We start from the raw sequence: 14,874 nt of genomic DNA on the forward strand, positions 1-14,874 counted from the left end.
CCAGATCCGGGCCGCACTGGAGCACGGCCAGTTCCGGCTGCTGTACCAGCCGCAAGTCGACACCCGGACCGGTCGCGTATGCGGTCTTGAAGCACTGATCCGCTGGGTCCACCCGACGCGCGGGCTGCTGCCGCCGGCCGCGTTCATTCCGGTGGCCGAAGAGAGCGGCCTGATTGTCGAGATCGGCAACTGGGTGCTGAGCGAAGCGGCGCGCCAGCGCGCGGAATGGCACGCACGCGGCCTGGCCGACGGGCTGACCGTGGCCGTGAACGTGTCGCCGCTGCAGTTCAAGCGGGGCACCGTGCTGCCGACGCTGCTCAGGCTGCAGCGCGAGTATGGCCTGAGCTCCGGTTTCCTGGAGCTGGAGGTGACCGAGTCGATGCTGATGGAGGGCACCGAGCGTACGATCGAAGACCTCACCGCGATCCGGCAACTGGGCGTGCGCATCGCCATCGACGATTTCGGGACCGGGTATTCGAGCCTGGCCTACCTCAAGCGCCTGCCGATCGACCTCATCAAGATCGACCGCGCCTTTGTCAAGGACATCGATCGCGACTCTAACGATGCGGCCATCTGCACGACGGTGGTGGTGCTGGCGCACAACCTCGGCGTGAAGGTGTGCGCCGAAGGCGTGGAGGACCCGGCGCAGTCGGCCTTCCTGGCCTCACACCAGTGCGACGTGCTGCAGGGCTATTACTTCAGCGAGCCGCTGCTGCCCGATGCGGTGACGGCGCTGCTCGAGCGCGATACGCGATTCGCCCTGTAGGCGCCGCCGCCACGGCGTCATGCGCGGAACACTGCCACGGCATGCTTCAGCGCTTCGGACTGGCGCGCCAGCATGGAGGCTGCCGCCGCCGCCTCTTCCACCAGCGTGGCGTTCTGCTGCGTCACCCCGTCGAGCTGCGAGACTGCCGCGTTGATCTGCGCGATACCGCTGCTCTGCTCGCGCGAACTGGCCGAGATTTCCGACATGAGCTGCGTGACGGTCTGCACCGACTGCACGATCTGCGTCATCGTGGCGCCGGCCTGGTGCACCAGCTCCACACCATCGCGCACGGACTGGTCGGACGCGCGAATGATCTCCTTGCTCTGCGCCGCGGCCTGGGCGCTGCGCTGGGCAAGGCTGCGCACCTCGCCGGCCACCACGGCAAAGCCGCGGCCTTCCTCGCCGGCGCGTGCGGCTTCCACGGCGGCATTGAGCGCCAGGATGTTGGTCTGGAACGCGATGCTCTCGATGGTGGCGATGATCTCGGTCACGCGCTGGCTGTCGGCGCGGATGGCGTCCATGGTCTGCACCACGCGCTGCACGAGCTGGCCGCCGTCGGCCGCGACCGTGGAGGCCTGCTCGGCCAGCGCGGTGGCCTCGCGGGCGTGGTCGGCATTGGCGGCCACCATCGAGGTGAGCTCATCCATGCTCGACGCGGTCTGCTCGAGTGCCGCCGCCTGCTGCTCGGTGCGCGACGACAGGTCATGGTTGCCGGCCGAGATCTGCAGCGTGCTGTGCGCAACGTTGGCGGCGCCATCCTGGATGTCGCGCACGATGGACGACAGGCTTGCGCGCATCGTGCCCATGGCGCGCATCACTTCGCCAAGTTCGCCCGTGGCGCGCACGTCCACCGCCGAGGTGAGATCGCCGGCCGCCAGGCGTGTGGCCAGCGTGGCCGCTTCTTCAAGTGGGCCGATCAGCGTGCGGGCCAGCAGCATGCCGGACAGCGTCGCCAACCCCGCGCAACCCACGCCGGTCAGCCACAGCCAGTCGCGGCTCAGCACAAGCCACGGCGTGCCGTGCAGGTCGGCCGCTTCCAGCGCGATGTGCGCCCACAGCGTACCGATCAGGATCGCAATGGCGATCAGGGTTTGCAGCCCGATCACCTTGAAGCGCAGGCTGTCGCGCTGAAACAGGTTCAGCGCACGCCGCCAGCCCGTGCGCTGGATGTGCCCTGCACGCACGGTGTACGACCGGTCGCCCGCGTTGATGGCCGCGTAGGCGCGTTCGGCACGGGCCACCTGCGCAGGCGTGGCCATGGAGCGCACCGACGTGTAGCCGACAATCGCGCCGTTCTGGAACACCGGCGTCACGTTGGCCAGCACCCAGTAGAAGCCGCCGTCCTTGCGTCGGTTCTTGACGAGACCGCGCCACGGCTTGCCGGCTTGCAGCGTGGCCCACAGATCGGCAAAGGCGGCTTCGGGCATGTCAGGGTGGCGCACGAGGTTGTGCGGCGCGCCGATCAGCTCTTCGTGTGCAAAGCCGCTGACACGCACGAACGCCGGGTTGGCGAAGACGATGCGGCCTTTGAGGTCGGTCCGGGAGATCAGGTAGTCCGTTGGGGTGAGGGCGGTTTCGGCCTGGGTGACGGGCAGGTTCTTGCGCATGGGATGCGGCGCTTCGGGGCGCGGAGCAATGGGAGGGAAAAATGGGATGTCCTCCCTTGCAACGGCACACTGCCGCTGCCCTAAAGGTGGCGGCGGCGACGCAGTTTGACCTGGATCAAGTACATGCGCACTCACCTGAAACGGGCACGGCCGTTGCTATGAAAAAACCGCGATGCGCCCGTCAAGGCGCGGGGAATGGAGGAACGAGGTGAACAAGATTTCCGGGGACGTCGAGATCGTCCCGCGCGTGACGCCGGCCGGTGTGCGCGGCTGGGAGGCACGTATCGACGTGGTGTTTCGCAGCGCGGAGGGCCAGTCGCTGACAGGTTCGCAGCCCGTGCGCCCGGGCTGCACGTTCGGTTCGCCGCGCGAGGCGATGGACGCGGCGCTGCTGCACGGTCAGCGGCTGCTGCGCGAGTGGGTCATCGGCGTGGCGCCAAACCCGGGCGCAAAAGCCGCGACCTGAAGGCGCGGCCGGTACGCGTCAGCGTGCTTCCTGCGCCTTGCGTTCTTCGCGCGACAGGCCCGCCGTCCAGTATCCCTTGGCGTCGATGACCTCGCGCGGCACGGCCCACGCGCCTTCCAGCAGCGTGCGCACCTGCTTGAGCAACGACGATTCGCCGGCCAGGAACACCTGCGGCGTGCCGGCAGGCATGGGCTGCGCCGTCAGTGCGCCGACCATCATGGCGCCCGCATGCGCGGTGTCGCTTTCCACCCAATGGATGTTGCGGCTGCGCGGGTGTGCCGCGAAGGGGCCGTCCAGTGGCAACCGTGCGCGGGCGTCGCCGATGGCGATGTAGGTCTGCACCTGCGCCGGTTCGGGCAGGTGCTCCAGGATGGCGAAGATGGCCGGCAGGGCGGTTTCGTCGCCGATCAGCAATGTCCACGGCGCGCTCGGGTCGGCAACGAACCCGCGTTTGGGGCCGGCAAACTCGACTTCGTCGCCGGGTGCCGCGCGCTCGAGCCAGCGCGCGGCGGGGCCGTGCCGTGCGGCCGGTGTCTCGTCATGCACCACGAAATCGATGTCGAGTTCACCGCGCTCGGCGTGATAGTGGCGCACGGTGTAGGCGCGCCCGAGCGTGCGCGTCGCGCCGGCTGTGCCCTGCGGAAACATCAGCTTGATCGCCGCGCCCGGCGGGGCATTGGCGAGATCTGCAAGCTCGGTGGGGTGTGTGCCGGTAAAGACGACGCGCCGCATGCGTGGCGACAGCGTGTGGATGGCGCGAACACGCATGCGGCGCGTGGCGGGCGGAGTGGAACTGAGCAGCTGCGACATGAGACCTTGTGTGCGATAGAAGGCAAACATAGATGGCTGCGGAAAAGGAAGGGCGGCTTAGCGCTCTCCGGTGATTTCCTTGAGGGCGCGTAGCAGGATGTCGGCCACGCGCTGCTGTTCTTCGCGCGAGGCGAAGCGTTTTTCCATGAGCGCAAACTTCAGGCGCCAGCGCGCGGTGCGCAGCGGGTCGTGGCCCGCGTCGGCCCATTCGGCCGCATTGTCGGTTTCGCGGTCGAAGGCCATGGCCTCGTTCATGCGCTTGACGCGTTCGCCCATGGCGCGCAACTGCGCCAGGATGGCGTCGGCACTGTGCTGCCGCTCGGCCAGCCACGCCTCTCCTTCGGGCGTGATGCCGTAGCGCTTCTTGTTACCCTCGGCGGTGACCGACGCAAAGCCGTGGTCTTCCAGGTACGACAGCGCCGGGTAGACCATGCCGGGGCTCGGCGTATAGAAACCGAGCGAATGCTCTTCGACGGCCTTGATCAGTTCGTAGCCATGGCGCGGCGCGTCCTTGAGCAGCGCCAGCAGCACGAGCTGCAGGTCGGCCGAACTCAATCGGCGGCCACGCCAGGGACTGCCGCCCTCATCATCGCCTTCACCATAGCCGCCGGGGCCGCCGAAGCCGCCCATGCCACGCCCGAAACCGCCGCGGCCATGACCGTGGCGACCCATCATGAAGTGCTTTTCCAGCCACAGCTTGTGGTGGCGTCCGAACCATCCGTGCATCGTCGCTCTCCTGCAGTACATCATCAGATATATCGTAAGATACATCGGATGATAGTGGCCCCCCTGCAGAAGTCAAGGGCGATGACAGAAAAAAACGGAGCCCGCCTAGTCGTTGTCGCCGCCCAGCATGGCCACATGCACGAGCCAGCGCCGTACGACCTGTTCTTCTTCGGGTGAAAAGCCCGCCAGCAGTTCCCGTTCGATGCCGCCTGAGCGCTTGCGGCACGCGTCCAGCAGCGCGAGGCCTTCCGGTGTGACGTCGATGTGCTGGATGCGGCCGTGTACCGCGTGCGGCCGCCGCGCGATGGCGCCGCTGCGTTCCAGGTTGGCGACGATCACGCTCACCGTCTGCGGCGTGAGCAGCGCCAGGCGGGCGAGGTCGGCGTTGGAGATGCCGGGGTACGCGCGGATCATCGTCAGCACCAGGAATTGCGGGAGCGTCACGCCGACGTCGGCCATGGCGCGCTCCATGCGCAGGCGATGTGCCGCGCTGGCCTGCCGCAGCAGATAGCCAAGATAGCCTTGCTCGCCGCGCTTGCCCTGGCCAAGCGGGGGGATGGCGGGGGAAGAGGTGTCGTTGCCCACGTTGGCGGAGGTGGTGCGCTTGCCCATGATGTCAGAGTTCGAATAAGATGTTCGAGCACTGATATTACCACCAACGCTCCAATCAACCCTCAACCAGGAGTCAGGCATGGAAGATCTCTCTCCCCGCATGGATTACGCCGAGTTTGTCGACACCGCCGTCGGCGTGGCGCCGGCATTGCAGGCGCTGGGCAAGGCGGTGGACGCGTCGGGTCTGGAGAAACCGCTGACGGAGCTCGTCAAGCTGCGCGCCTCGCAAATCAACGGCTGCGCGTTCTGCGTGCAGTTCCACCTGAACCTCGCGCGCAAGCTCGGCGTGGCTTCGGCCAAGCTGGACCTGGCGGCCGTGTGGCGCGATACGCCAGCGGTCTTCACGCCGCGCGAGCGTGCCGCGCTGGCCTGGACGGAAGCGCTGACCACGCTGGCCAGGGCGGCCGACCATGGCGTGGAAGACCACGAATACGAAGCCGTGCGCCAGCATTTCTCCCGGATGGAGGTCGCCTTCCTCACGGCGGCCATCGCGAACATCCAGGCGTGGAACCGCATCGCCATTGCGATGCGCTTTGCGCCGCAGGTGCCGGCCCCCGCGCCGGCCGAGGCATGACCATGGACACCATCCGCCCCATTGAAGACGAAACGGCGGTGCGCGCGTGCTTTGCCGTCATGCACCAGCTGCGGCCGCACCTGGCTGACGCCGATGAACTCGTCGCGCGCTGGCGCCGCCAGGTGGAAGACGGCTATCGCCTCATCGCCGTCTGGCGCGGCGGTGAGCCTGTCGCCTTGGCCGGCTACCGGCTGCAGGAGAACCTCGTCTACGGGCCATTCCTGTATGTCGACGATCTGGTGACCGACAACCGCCTGCGCAGCAGCGGCCTCGGCAACGTGCTGATGGACCACCTCAAGGCCGAGGCAGCGCGCATGGGCTGCACGCGGCTCGTGCTGGACACGCCCCTGTCCAACGTGCTCGGGCACCGCTTCTATTATCGAAACGGCCTGCTGGCCGGTGCCTTGCGCTTCGGATTCAACACCGGCGTCAAGGCGCAGTTCGGAGGCATGCAATGACGACGCTGCTGCATGTGGCAGTGAGCCCGCGCGAAGCACGCTCGCACAGCCGGCGCGGCGCGCAACTCGTGCTCGGGCAGCTCGCCGAGGCGGCCAGCGGCCTGCGCATCATCGAGCGCGACCTGGCTGCGACGCCGCTGCCGCATCCCGATGCCGGCTTCGTCGAGGCCAGCCTCATGCCTGACGCCAACCGCACCGACGCCCATCGCGCGGAACTGGTCCTGTCTGAAACGCTGATCGCCGAACTCGAAGCGGCCGATGCGGTACTGATCTCCACGCCGGTGCACAACTACACCGTGCCGTCGGTGCTCAAGGCGTGGATCGACCTCGTGGTGCGGCCCGGACGTACGTTCCGCGGCTCGCCGCAGGGGAAGGTCGGCATGCTGGCGGACCGCCCCGTGCTCGTGGTGTCGGCATCGGGCGGCAACTTTGACGGCGCCCACGCCCAGACCGACTTCCTGATGCCATATCTGCGCTATGTGTTTGCGACCATGGGCATCCGGCAGGTGGAAGGGATACGGCTGCAGAACATGGGCCGGCCCGACGTTGCCCCGCACGCATTCGATCGTTTTCGCCAAGAGCTGGCGGACCGGCTGCTGCTGATGCCGCTGGTGGCCTGAGGCGTCTTCATGTGGAGCCGGTGCGCGTTCGGCATGCGAGCCCCTTGAGCGCCTGCACGAAGTAAGCCCGATCGTGCGGCGCGAGATCCAGCATCGCTTGCGACAGGCGATCCATGGCGGTGCGGGCGGCAACGTGGTCGCCATCGGCATGGGCAAACCATGCCAGTTCCAGCAGCAGCCCGCTGACTTGCACATGGCCATAGCGGTGCCGGCCGCTGTCATGCTCGCGCAGGCGCAGCGCGGCCACGTCGGTCCAGCGCGGCGGCCAGTAGCGCGTGTCGAAGGCTTCGGCAAACGGGCCAGCCTGCGTGCGGAGGTCGGCGAGTGTCAGCGGGGCGTCACGCGCGTCTGCACGGGCGATGCGCATCAGCGCGATGGCATTCCACGCCGATTGCAGCGGCCCGCCGTTGCGCAACGCCTGCCACTCGCTCATCGCGAGCCAGCGCACGGCATCGACCGTTCCGTCGGCGTCGGGGGCGGTGCTTAGCGCGTCCCGCAGCAGCCAGCACGTCATGCCGAGGTTGGCGGCGACCTGCTGTACGGCATCTGCCGCCTGGCTCTCGAGCGCGGCGGCCAGCGCGGTCTCGAACTGCGCGACGATGCGCTGCGCAGCCTGGGTTTGCGCGGCCGGGGCAATGCTGCCGGCTTCGGCGTAGAGCAGGCGGGCGCGCTCGATCAGGGCGCTCAGGTTGTTCCACTCAAAGCGGATCTGCGGGTGATAGCGCAGCAAGCTGCGACCGGGCTCGGCTTCTGCCAGCCGGGCCAACAGGCCGGCAGCGAGGTCGAGGTCGCGACGGTCATACGCGCACCATGCGGTGACGATGCGCTCCATGGCCGCGAGGTAGTCGTTGCCCAGCACGTGGCGCTGGCGGCGGTGCGCGCGCAACTGCGAGAGCAGAGCGCTGGCACGGGTGGAATCCCCCAGGCGGCGCGCGGCCATCGCTTCGCCGAGGGTGACGAGGGCGCGCTGGAAGTCGTTGTCGGCGGCATCGCTGGCGTGGCGCAACGCGAGCAGGGCGCCGCCGCGCTCGGTGTCGGACGCCGTTGCACCGGCACCGAGCGCATGCAGCAGGCGGCCCTCGCGCATGGCGTGGCGCGCCGTCAGGAAGGCATGCCAGAACGCCGGGTTGGGCGTGCCCGCCGCCGGGCCGGACAACACGCTGGGGTGGGCGTCTGCGAGGTGGTCCGCGCCGCCCTCCGGTACCGTGATGCCGAGGAATGCGCGTATGTCGGCATCGTCGGCAATCCGCCCTTCGACTAGGCACAGCACGCGGGCCGCATCTTCGGGCGTGAGCCAGAACGGGCCCTGACTGCGCTTGTCGGCGTTGAGAAAGCGCGGCTCGCGGTCGCGCTGTTCGCCCCAGCCGGCCTGGATTCCCCAGTTCTGCCAGTCGCGGAATGCGCGGCTGATCATCATGCGCTGCGTGCTGGCGTCCGATACGGCGCCGCGCAGGTCGGCCAGGCGCACCACGGGCTGCTCCGGCGACAGCCGATGTGCATACGCCAGCCGCACCAGCAGCCACAGGCTCTGGAACGGCGCACGCCGGCCGTCGACGGTTTGCGGGGTGGTCAGTTCGACATGGAGGGAGGGCAAGGTGGGCGGCGTCATGCACAGGCCAGGCGAAGCAGAACGGGGTGTCATTGTGCGCCATGCCCGCCGTTACAGGCGTTACGCGCGTGACGTGCCGCGTGCGTCGCGCGCTGGCCAGCGCGCCGTGCACTCCCTACGATGCGCAGCGCCGGTACGGTCGAGACTGCCGGCAGCCACCCACAACCTTCAAGGAGTCATTGCATGTTCTCTCGTTGGTCGAAACCTCTCGTGCTTGCCGCCACGGTGTGCGCCATGGCGATGAGCGCCGCCACCGCCCACGCCGAACTCATCGTGCGCAACGATCTCAAGCGCGTGTTCGACGAGGCCGGCGTCTCCGGTACCTTCGTCCTGATGGATATCAGCGCCGACCGCACCTACGTCGTTGACCCGGCCCGCGCCGCGCGGCGCATTCATCCGGCCTCAACTTTCAAGATCCCGAACAGCCTCATCGCCTTCGACACGGGCGCGGTGCGTGACGATCATGAAGTGCTGCCATACGGCGGCAAGCCGCAGCCCTACAAGCAGTGGGAGCACGACATGGCGCTGCCCGAGGCGATCCGCCTGTCGGCCGTGCCGATCTACCAGGAAGTGGCGCGCCGCGTCGGCTTGGAGCGCATGCAGGCGTATGTCGATGCGTTCGACTATGGCAATCGCCAGCTTGGCAGCGTGATCGACCAGTTCTGGCTGCGCGGTCCGCTCGAAATCTCGGCGCTTGAAGAGGCGCGCTTCACCAGCCGCATGGCGCTCAAGCAGTTGCCGGTGAAGCCGCGCACGTGGGACATGGTTCACCGCATGCTGCTGATCGAGCAGCAAGGGGATGCCGCGCTGTACGCCAAGACCGGCGTCGCCACGGAATACCAGCCGGAGATCGGCTGGTGGGTCGGCTGGGTCGAGCGTGCCGGACGCGTCTATGCCTTTGCGCTGAACATCGACATGCCGCGCGAGGGCGACATGGCCAAGCGCATTCCGCTGGGCAAGCAGTTGATGCAGGCGCTGGACGTGTGGCCGGTACTCTGAGACGCGCTCTCCGTCCGACCCGCAATCCGGGATGCCCACAATCCCCACTGGGATGGAATCCCGAGGACGATGAAAATCGTCAAAAACTATTGAGGCAGTCGCCTGCAAGACGGCAGACGCCACACATCGCCCAAGGGTCGGGCATCGGGGGTTTTATGTTGAGGGAGTGCAAGGCAATGGCCGTCGCCACGGTGACGGCCATCGGAGCGGGCAGCGCGCTTGCCGGCGGCAGCCAGGACGGCGTGATCTACTTCACGGGGGCCATCGTCGAGGCCGGGTTCCGCGTGCAGCCTGCGCTGCAGGCGACGGGCGCGGGCGAGGCGCTACGGGCGCGTTCGTCTGCGTCCGGCGATCGGGTGGTGCTGGACTTGCACTCGGCGGCGGTGCGGGTGGTGCCGGTCGACGTGTCGGTGCAAGCGCGGGCGGCATCGTCGCTCAGGCCTTTGCGGGTGGGCGACGCGCGAGACAAGCCAGACGTCCTGGTCCAATACGGCGGCTTCAAGGCCACCTTGCTGACGGCAAACAACGGCACGCTCACCGTGTCGCGCGCGCGGGGGGCGGAACCGGCGCTGGCGGTGGTGACGCTGTCCTACCAGTAACAAGAACAAACCAGGCGGGAACGTCCCGCCTTGTTTGGTGACCGCGGTGGCGGCGACTACGCCGCCACCGGCCCCACCGGTGACTGGAACGGGTGATATTGGAACAACCACGTCTCGGACAGCGGCTTGCCGTCGACACGCAGGAACAGACGCATGTCCACGGGCTCCTTGCCGTCGACCGTGAGGTCGAACTGTGCGCGCCAGTGGCCCGGCACGCCGTTCGGCACTGCTTCGGTAAACACGTACGAGAACGTGCCGCGCGAGGTGCTCAGCACCGCCTCCGGCTTCACGCCGAACGGCAGCTTTTCCAGCGGGCCGCCCTTGAACTCCACCATGAACTTGCGCACCCCGCGCGGACGGGGCTGGCCAGGCTGGCCGCCGTTGCCCAGGCGCGTGGCCACGCAGCGTGCCAGTTGCGTCGGGTACGGCTCATCGGCCAGCCAGTGCAGGCGGTACCGCAAGCGGTACTGGTTGCCCGCGCGCGCCGGCGCCTTCGGCATCCACATGGCGACGATGTTGTCGTGGATTTCGTCGTCGGTCGGGATCTCGACCAGCTGCACGGCACCTTCGCCCCAGCCCTCCAGCGGTTCCACCCACAGGCTCGGGCGGCGCTCGTAGTGCACGCCGTCCTGGTAGTTGTTGAAGTCGCGGTCCCGCTGGAGCAGGCCGAAGCCGCGCGGGTTGTTGTCGCCAAAGGCAGACGCCATCGTGCGCGGCGGATCGTTCAGCGGGCGCCAGATGCGTTCGCCGTTGCCGGTCCAGAGGGCCAGGCCGTCGGAGTCGTGCACTTCCGGGCGCCAGTCGGTGGCGGTGCCCTTGGCGGTTTCCGAGAACCAGTACATCGACGTGGCCGGTGCGATGCCGAAGCGCTCGACGTCCTTGCGCAGGAAGAGCGCGGTATCGATGTCCATTACCACGCCCTTCGTGCGGTGCATCACGAAGCGGTACGCACCCGTGATGCTCGGGCCGTCGAGCAGCGTGTAGATCGTCACGGAATCGGCGTGGTTGTCTGCCGGCGTGTCGAACCACACGTGCGTGAAATTGGGAAACTCCTCCGGCTTGCCGGCCTGCGCCACGTCGAGCGCGATGCCGCGTGCGGAAAGTCCGTACTGATACAGCTCGCCGATGGCGCGGAAGTACGACGCGCCCAGGAAGGCGACCCAGTCGTTCTTCTTCCAGTCGAGTTTTTTCTGGTCGCCCAGGCGGCTTTCCTGGAAGCGGAAACCGGCAAAGCCGCTGCCGCGCGGCAGTTTGCGCGCAGGGCTGTCGGCGGGCATGTCGAAGTACGACTCGTCGTAGACGATTTCGCGCGCGGCGCCTTTTTCGACCACGTGCATGCGCACCGGCGCGCGGAAAAACGTGCCGAGGTGGAAGAACGTCACCGGAAACTGGCCGGGGCCGTCGGCAAAGAGCGCATGCGCGGTGTCGAACTTGATCTTGCCGTGCGCCTCGTAGTCGATCTTCGACAGGATGTCGGCCGGTGCGGTGGGAGGCGGCGCGTACGGCTGGCCCGCCATTGCGCGGGCGCGCTCGATCAGGGAATCAAAAGAAAATGGTGCGGCATCGCCCAGTTTGACGCGGCTGGCCGCCAGGGCTTCGGGCGTGATGCCGAGCGCGGCGAGCGTGGCGGTGAGCGAAGCGGAGGCAAGAAGAGTTCGACGCGTGACCATAGGTGCCTATGACATAACTTGGAATCGGAACAGTCCGACATGGTAACGCGCGGCAGGGTTCCGCCGCGCCATGCGAACGGCGGAGGGTCCGGGGGCCGATGCACCCGGAATTCGACCGCTCGTCGCAATCTGGACGGCGCGGAGCCCCTGGTGGTGGATACTTCGGATCACATTGACGCATGGGGGGGTGGCGATGATCCGGAGAGGACTTTGCGCGCGCGGCGTGCTCCTGCTCGCATTGGCTTGCGCTGCGCGCACGGCCGGCGCCGCAGCGCCATGCGATGCCCCCGCGCCGTTGGCCGACGGCTGGCAGATCGCGGCCAGCCCCGGCGCTGCCGGCTTCGATGCCGACCGGCTCTGCACCGTACTGCGCGAAGTGGCCGGCGGCGACGTCAACTTCCACAGCCTGCTCGTCGTGCGCGGCGGCCGATTGGTTGCCGAACTGTACCGGACGGGCAAGGACGAGCGCGTCAAGGATCTGTTCCGCACCACGCGCACCTTTGACGCAAACACGCTCCACGACATCCGGTCGATCAGCAAATCGGTGACGAGCCTGTTGTGGGGCATCGCGCAGGGGCAGGGCAGGGTGCCGCCGCCCGATACGCCCGCGCTGCCGCTGTTTCCCGAACTGGCTCGCGACATGCCCAAGCTGAACCGCGACGGCCGCGAGGGCATCACGCTCGGGCAGATGCTGTCCATGTCGAGCGGTCTGGCGTGGAACGAATGGCGCGCCACGAGCGTGTTCAACAATGACGAGTTCGGGCTGTTCTGGCACACCTCCCAGGTGCGCTATGTGTTCGACCGCCCCATGGCGGCCGCGGCCGGCACGCAGTTCAATTACAACGGCGGCAATACCGCGGTGCTTGCGCATTTGCTTGCACAGCGCGTGGGCATGCCGTTGCCGGAGTACGCGCGCCAGCAGCTCTTCGAGCCGCTGGGCATCACCGACTGGGAATGGGTGGACGACTACCGCGGCCGTGCGCTGGCATTTGCCGGCCTGCGCTTGCGCCCGCGCGACCTCGCGCGCATCGGCCAGCTCGTGCTGCAGCATGGCGAATGGCATGGCCGGCAGGTGGTTCCGGCCGATTGGATTGCCGAATCCACCCGCCCGCACGTCGACACGGGCATCGCACCGAACCTGCGATACGGCTACCAGTGGTGGCTCGGCGCTGTGCCCGTGAAGGGCACGGAGCAGGCGTGGATCGGCGGCATCGGCAATGGCGGACAGCGCCTGTGGGTCATCCCCGCGCTGGACATGGTCGTCGTTACCACCGCGGGCGATTACAACGAGCGTGCGATCGGCACGCAGGCCGAAACGTTGCTCAAAAGCGTGGTGGCCGCACTGGCGCCCGCGCGCAGCTGAGCGCGCAGCGGTTCAGAGGAAGCGGTCGAGGATCTTGCGGCTGTGCTTGTCGAGCGCGAAATGGTCGCGGATCAGGTAGTGGATCCCGTGGCTGTCGGATATCAACAGCGTGGTGCCGCTCAGGCGGCGGATGTCTTCTTCGCCGCGCAGCACGAGATCGGTGTGGCCGCGATCGGTCTGCACTGTCCACGTGCTCGGGGTGGCGTAGGTCGATACGCCGACGATCTTGCGGATCTCGGGCATGAATTCGCGCGCGGCGAGTTCCGCCTCGATCAGCGCGCGCATGGCGGCGGGCAGGGTGTCGAGGTTGGCGATCCAGGCCAGTTCCTTGCCGTCGGCGCTCATCAGGCTCAGGCCCTCGCCGGCGGCGGAGATCGGGAAGGCGCGCACGGGCACCACGCCCGCATGCGAGGTGCCGTCGACCAGCGTCATGACGAGCTTGCCGAGGCTGTTGCGGCTGAGGGTGAAATCGGGCGTTTGCATCGCACTGTCCGGAGAAGAGGTTGGCTGCGCGCGCACGTCGGTCAGGCCGGCTCGGCGGCGTCCACGCGCTCGCCGTCGCTCGTCATGTCGGTGTCGGCATCGACGTTGCGCGCCTGCGCCTGGTAGAGCCTGAAGTACGCGCCTTCGCGTGCGAGCAACTCGTCGTGGCTGCCGACTTCGACGATCTGGCCGCGGTCCATGACGACCAGGCGATCTGCCTTGCGCAGCGTCGACAGGCGGTGCGCGATGGCGATCGTCGTGCGGCCCTGCACGAGGTTGTCGAGCGCCTTCTGGATTTCCTTCTCGGTGGTCGTGTCCACCGAAGACGTGGCCTCGTCCATGATCAGGATGCGCGGGTTGATGAGCAGCGCCCGCGCAATCGAGATGCGCTGGCGCTCCCCGCCCGACAGTGCCTGGCCGCGCTCGCCCACCAGGGAGTCGTAGCCGTGCGGCAGGCGCAGGATGAACTCGTGCGCATGCGCGGCGCGCGCGGCGGCGATGATCTCCTCGCGCGTGGCATCGGGCTTGCCGTAGGCGATGTTGTCGGCAATCGTGCCGAAGAACAGGAACGGCTCCTGCAGCACGAGGCCGATGTTGCGGCGGAATTCCGAAATGGGCAGCGAGCGGATGTCGACGCCGTCCACGCGGATCGCACCTTCGGACACGTCGTAGAACCGGCAGATGAGGTTGACCAGCGTGCTCTTGCCCGACCCGCTGTGTCCCACCAGGCCGATCATCTCGCCCGGCCGGATCGACAGGTTCAGGCCGCGGATGACCGCGCGGTTGCCGTAGCGGAAGCCCAGGTCGCGCAACTCGATCGCGCCGTTTACCTGCTCGATGTGCACGGGTTTGGCCGGCTCCGGCACGCTGGACACGTGGTCGAGAATGTCGAAGATGCGCTTGGCGCCCGCCGCGGCCTTCTGCGTGACCGACACGATGCGGCTCATCGAATCGAGCCGCGTATAGAACCGGCTGATATACGTCAGGAACGCCACCAGCACGCCCACGGTGATGGCGTTGTGGCTGACCTGGTAGATGCCGAAGATCCATACCACCAGCAGCCCGACCTCGGTCAGCAGCGTGACCGTGGGCGTGAACAGCGACCACACCGCATTGACGCGGTCGTTGATCGTCAGGTTGTGCTTGTTGGCTTCGCGAAACCGCGCCACTTCGCGCCTTTCCTGCGCAAACGCCTTGACCACGCGGATGCCCGGAATCGTATCGGCCAGGACGTTGGTGATCTCAGACCAGATGCGGTCGATCTTCTCGAAGCCGTGGCGCAGGCGATCGCGCACCAGGTGGATCATCCACGCGATGAAGGGCAGCGGCACCAGCGTGACGAGCGCCAGCCACGGGTCGATGGAGACGAGAATCACCGCCGTCATCGCAATCATCAGCACGTCGGTGGCGAAGTCGAGCAGGTGCAGCGACAGGAATACGCTGATGCGGTCGCTTTCTGAGCCGATGCGCGCCATCAGGTCGCCGGTGCGCTTGCCGCCGAAGTATTCGAGC

Annotated in this window: 16 protein-coding genes; 8 read left to right on the plus strand and 8 right to left on the minus strand. The window is 67.6% G+C overall.

Features of this window, described 5'->3' with window-relative positions:
* The coding region (locus tag A6M56_RS18125) for a putative bifunctional diguanylate cyclase/phosphodiesterase (protein ID WP_286758283.1) at positions 1 to 766 on the plus strand (766 nt) is incomplete at its 5' end.
* A gap of 17 nt (positions 767 to 783) precedes the next feature.
* Here A6M56_RS18125 and A6M56_RS18130 read toward each other — a convergent pair.
* The gene (locus A6M56_RS18130; RefSeq protein WP_045219449.1) at positions 784 to 2,373 is read right to left on the minus strand and encodes a methyl-accepting chemotaxis protein; all 1,590 of its coding nucleotides are present in this window, start codon (positions 2,371 to 2,373) and stop codon (positions 784 to 786) included.
* A 208-nt stretch (positions 2,374 to 2,581) separates the two neighbouring features.
* On the opposite strand from A6M56_RS18130, the gene A6M56_RS18135 reads away from it, so the two are divergent.
* Positions 2,582 to 2,839: a hypothetical protein gene (locus A6M56_RS18135; RefSeq protein ID WP_045219451.1), complete on the plus strand. Its 258-nt coding sequence runs from the start codon at positions 2,582 to 2,584 to the stop codon at positions 2,837 to 2,839.
* Positions 2,840 to 2,857: 18 nt separating this feature from the next.
* On the opposite strand, the gene A6M56_RS18140 is transcribed toward A6M56_RS18135, so the two are convergent.
* From A6M56_RS18140 to A6M56_RS18150, 3 genes are all read right to left on the minus strand, one after another.
* A complete protein-coding gene (locus A6M56_RS18140; RefSeq protein WP_102079100.1) occupies positions 2,858 to 3,679 on the minus strand; it encodes a siderophore-interacting protein in 822 nt (273 codons plus the stop codon).
* A gap of 27 nt (positions 3,680 to 3,706) precedes the next feature.
* Complete coding sequence (locus tag A6M56_RS18145) at positions 3,707 to 4,375, minus strand: PadR family transcriptional regulator (protein WP_045219455.1); 669 nt, start codon at positions 4,373 to 4,375, stop codon at positions 3,707 to 3,709.
* A 105-nt stretch (positions 4,376 to 4,480) separates the two neighbouring features.
* The gene (locus tag A6M56_RS18150; protein ID WP_045219457.1) at positions 4,481 to 4,987 is read right to left on the minus strand and encodes a MarR family winged helix-turn-helix transcriptional regulator; all 507 of its coding nucleotides are present in this window, start codon (positions 4,985 to 4,987) and stop codon (positions 4,481 to 4,483) included.
* A 79-nt stretch (positions 4,988 to 5,066) separates the two neighbouring features.
* On the opposite strand from A6M56_RS18150, the gene A6M56_RS18155 reads away from it, so the two are divergent.
* Genes A6M56_RS18155 through A6M56_RS18165 form a run of 3 tightly spaced genes read left to right on the plus strand, consistent with a single transcriptional unit; the run spans position 5,067 to position 6,639 of the window.
* Positions 5,067 to 5,561 carry a carboxymuconolactone decarboxylase family protein gene (locus A6M56_RS18155; protein ID WP_045219459.1) on the plus strand — a complete coding sequence of 165 codons (495 nt, stop codon included), beginning with the start codon at positions 5,067 to 5,069 and terminating at the stop codon, positions 5,559 to 5,561.
* Positions 5,558 to 6,019, plus strand: coding sequence for a GNAT family N-acetyltransferase (locus A6M56_RS18160; RefSeq protein ID WP_102079099.1), 462 nt, complete (start codon positions 5,558 to 5,560; stop codon positions 6,017 to 6,019). The genes A6M56_RS18155 and A6M56_RS18160 overlap by 4 nt, the downstream gene beginning before the upstream one ends.
* On the plus strand, positions 6,016 to 6,639 hold the full coding sequence (locus A6M56_RS18165) for an FMN-dependent NADH-azoreductase (protein ID WP_062738765.1): 624 nt from the start codon (positions 6,016 to 6,018) through the stop codon (positions 6,637 to 6,639). Before A6M56_RS18160 ends, A6M56_RS18165 begins: the two co-directional genes overlap by 4 nt.
* 7 nt (positions 6,640 to 6,646) lie before the next feature.
* Here the strand turns inward: A6M56_RS18165 and A6M56_RS18170 are convergent, their stop codons facing one another.
* A complete protein-coding gene (locus A6M56_RS18170; RefSeq protein ID WP_102079098.1) occupies positions 6,647 to 8,248 on the minus strand; it encodes a hypothetical protein in 1,602 nt (533 codons plus the stop codon).
* Positions 8,249 to 8,431: 183 nt separating this feature from the next.
* On the opposite strand from A6M56_RS18170, the gene A6M56_RS18175 reads away from it, so the two are divergent.
* Both A6M56_RS18175 and A6M56_RS18180 read left to right on the plus strand, forming a co-directional pair.
* Complete coding sequence (locus tag A6M56_RS18175; protein WP_045219469.1) at positions 8,432 to 9,247, plus strand: OXA-60 family carbapenem-hydrolyzing class D beta-lactamase OXA-444; 816 nt, start codon at positions 8,432 to 8,434, stop codon at positions 9,245 to 9,247.
* A 176-nt stretch (positions 9,248 to 9,423) separates the two neighbouring features.
* Positions 9,424 to 9,846, plus strand: a complete 423-nt coding sequence (locus A6M56_RS18180) for a hypothetical protein (RefSeq protein ID WP_233902557.1) — start codon at positions 9,424 to 9,426, stop codon at positions 9,844 to 9,846.
* A gap of 56 nt (positions 9,847 to 9,902) precedes the next feature.
* Here A6M56_RS18180 and A6M56_RS18185 read toward each other — a convergent pair whose 3' ends face one another.
* Complete coding sequence (locus tag A6M56_RS18185) at positions 9,903 to 11,516, minus strand: OpgD/OpgG family glucan biosynthesis protein (protein WP_286758284.1); 1,614 nt, start codon at positions 11,514 to 11,516, stop codon at positions 9,903 to 9,905.
* Positions 11,517 to 11,739: 223 nt separating this feature from the next.
* Here A6M56_RS18185 and A6M56_RS18190 point away from each other — a divergent pair, with 223 nt between their 5' ends.
* Positions 11,740 to 12,879: a serine hydrolase domain-containing protein gene (locus A6M56_RS18190; RefSeq protein WP_233902558.1), complete on the plus strand. Its 1,140-nt coding sequence runs from the start codon at positions 11,740 to 11,742 to the stop codon at positions 12,877 to 12,879.
* A gap of 12 nt (positions 12,880 to 12,891) precedes the next feature.
* Here the strand turns inward: A6M56_RS18190 and A6M56_RS18195 are convergent, their stop codons facing one another.
* Positions 12,892 to 13,362: a cyanophycin metabolism-associated DUF1854 family protein gene (locus A6M56_RS18195; RefSeq protein WP_045219477.1), complete on the minus strand. Its 471-nt coding sequence runs from the start codon at positions 13,360 to 13,362 to the stop codon at positions 12,892 to 12,894.
* Positions 13,363 to 13,403: 41 nt separating this feature from the next.
* On the minus strand, positions 13,404 to 14,874 hold a 1,471-nt coding region (locus A6M56_RS18200; RefSeq protein ID WP_286758285.1), incomplete at its 5' end, for a cyanophycin metabolism-associated ABC transporter.

This window comes from Ralstonia sp. RL, from assembly GCF_001683835.1.
GTDB lineage: Bacteria > Pseudomonadota > Gammaproteobacteria > Burkholderiales > Burkholderiaceae > Ralstonia > Ralstonia mannitolilytica.

Coding starts and splice junctions, on each gene's coding strand:
- A6M56_RS18130 (WP_045219449.1), bottom strand. CDS start 2,373: ATGCGCAAGAACCTGCCCGTCACCCAGGCCGAAACCGCCCTCACCCCA.
- A6M56_RS18140 (WP_102079100.1), bottom strand. CDS start 3,679: ATGTTTGCCTTCTATCGCACACAAGGTCTCATGTCGCAGCTGCTCAGT.
- A6M56_RS18145 (WP_045219455.1), bottom strand. CDS start 4,375: ATGCACGGATGGTTCGGACGCCACCACAAGCTGTGGCTGGAAAAGCAC.
- A6M56_RS18150 (WP_045219457.1), bottom strand. CDS start 4,987: ATGGGCAAGCGCACCACCTCCGCCAACGTGGGCAACGACACCTCTTCC.
- A6M56_RS18155 (WP_045219459.1), top strand. CDS start 5,067: ATGGAAGATCTCTCTCCCCGCATGGATTACGCCGAGTTTGTCGACACC.
- A6M56_RS18160 (WP_102079099.1), top strand. CDS start 5,558: ATGACCATGGACACCATCCGCCCCATTGAAGACGAAACGGCGGTGCGC.
- A6M56_RS18165 (WP_062738765.1), top strand. CDS start 6,016: ATGACGACGCTGCTGCATGTGGCAGTGAGCCCGCGCGAAGCACGCTCG.
- A6M56_RS18170 (WP_102079098.1), bottom strand. CDS start 8,248: ATGACGCCGCCCACCTTGCCCTCCCTCCATGTCGAACTGACCACCCCG.
- A6M56_RS18175 (WP_045219469.1), top strand. CDS start 8,432: ATGTTCTCTCGTTGGTCGAAACCTCTCGTGCTTGCCGCCACGGTGTGC.
- A6M56_RS18180 (WP_233902557.1), top strand. CDS start 9,424: ATGGCCGTCGCCACGGTGACGGCCATCGGAGCGGGCAGCGCGCTTGCC.
- A6M56_RS18185 (WP_286758284.1), bottom strand. CDS start 11,516: ATGGTCACGCGTCGAACTCTTCTTGCCTCCGCTTCGCTCACCGCCACG.
- A6M56_RS18195 (WP_045219477.1), bottom strand. CDS start 13,362: ATGCAAACGCCCGATTTCACCCTCAGCCGCAACAGCCTCGGCAAGCTC.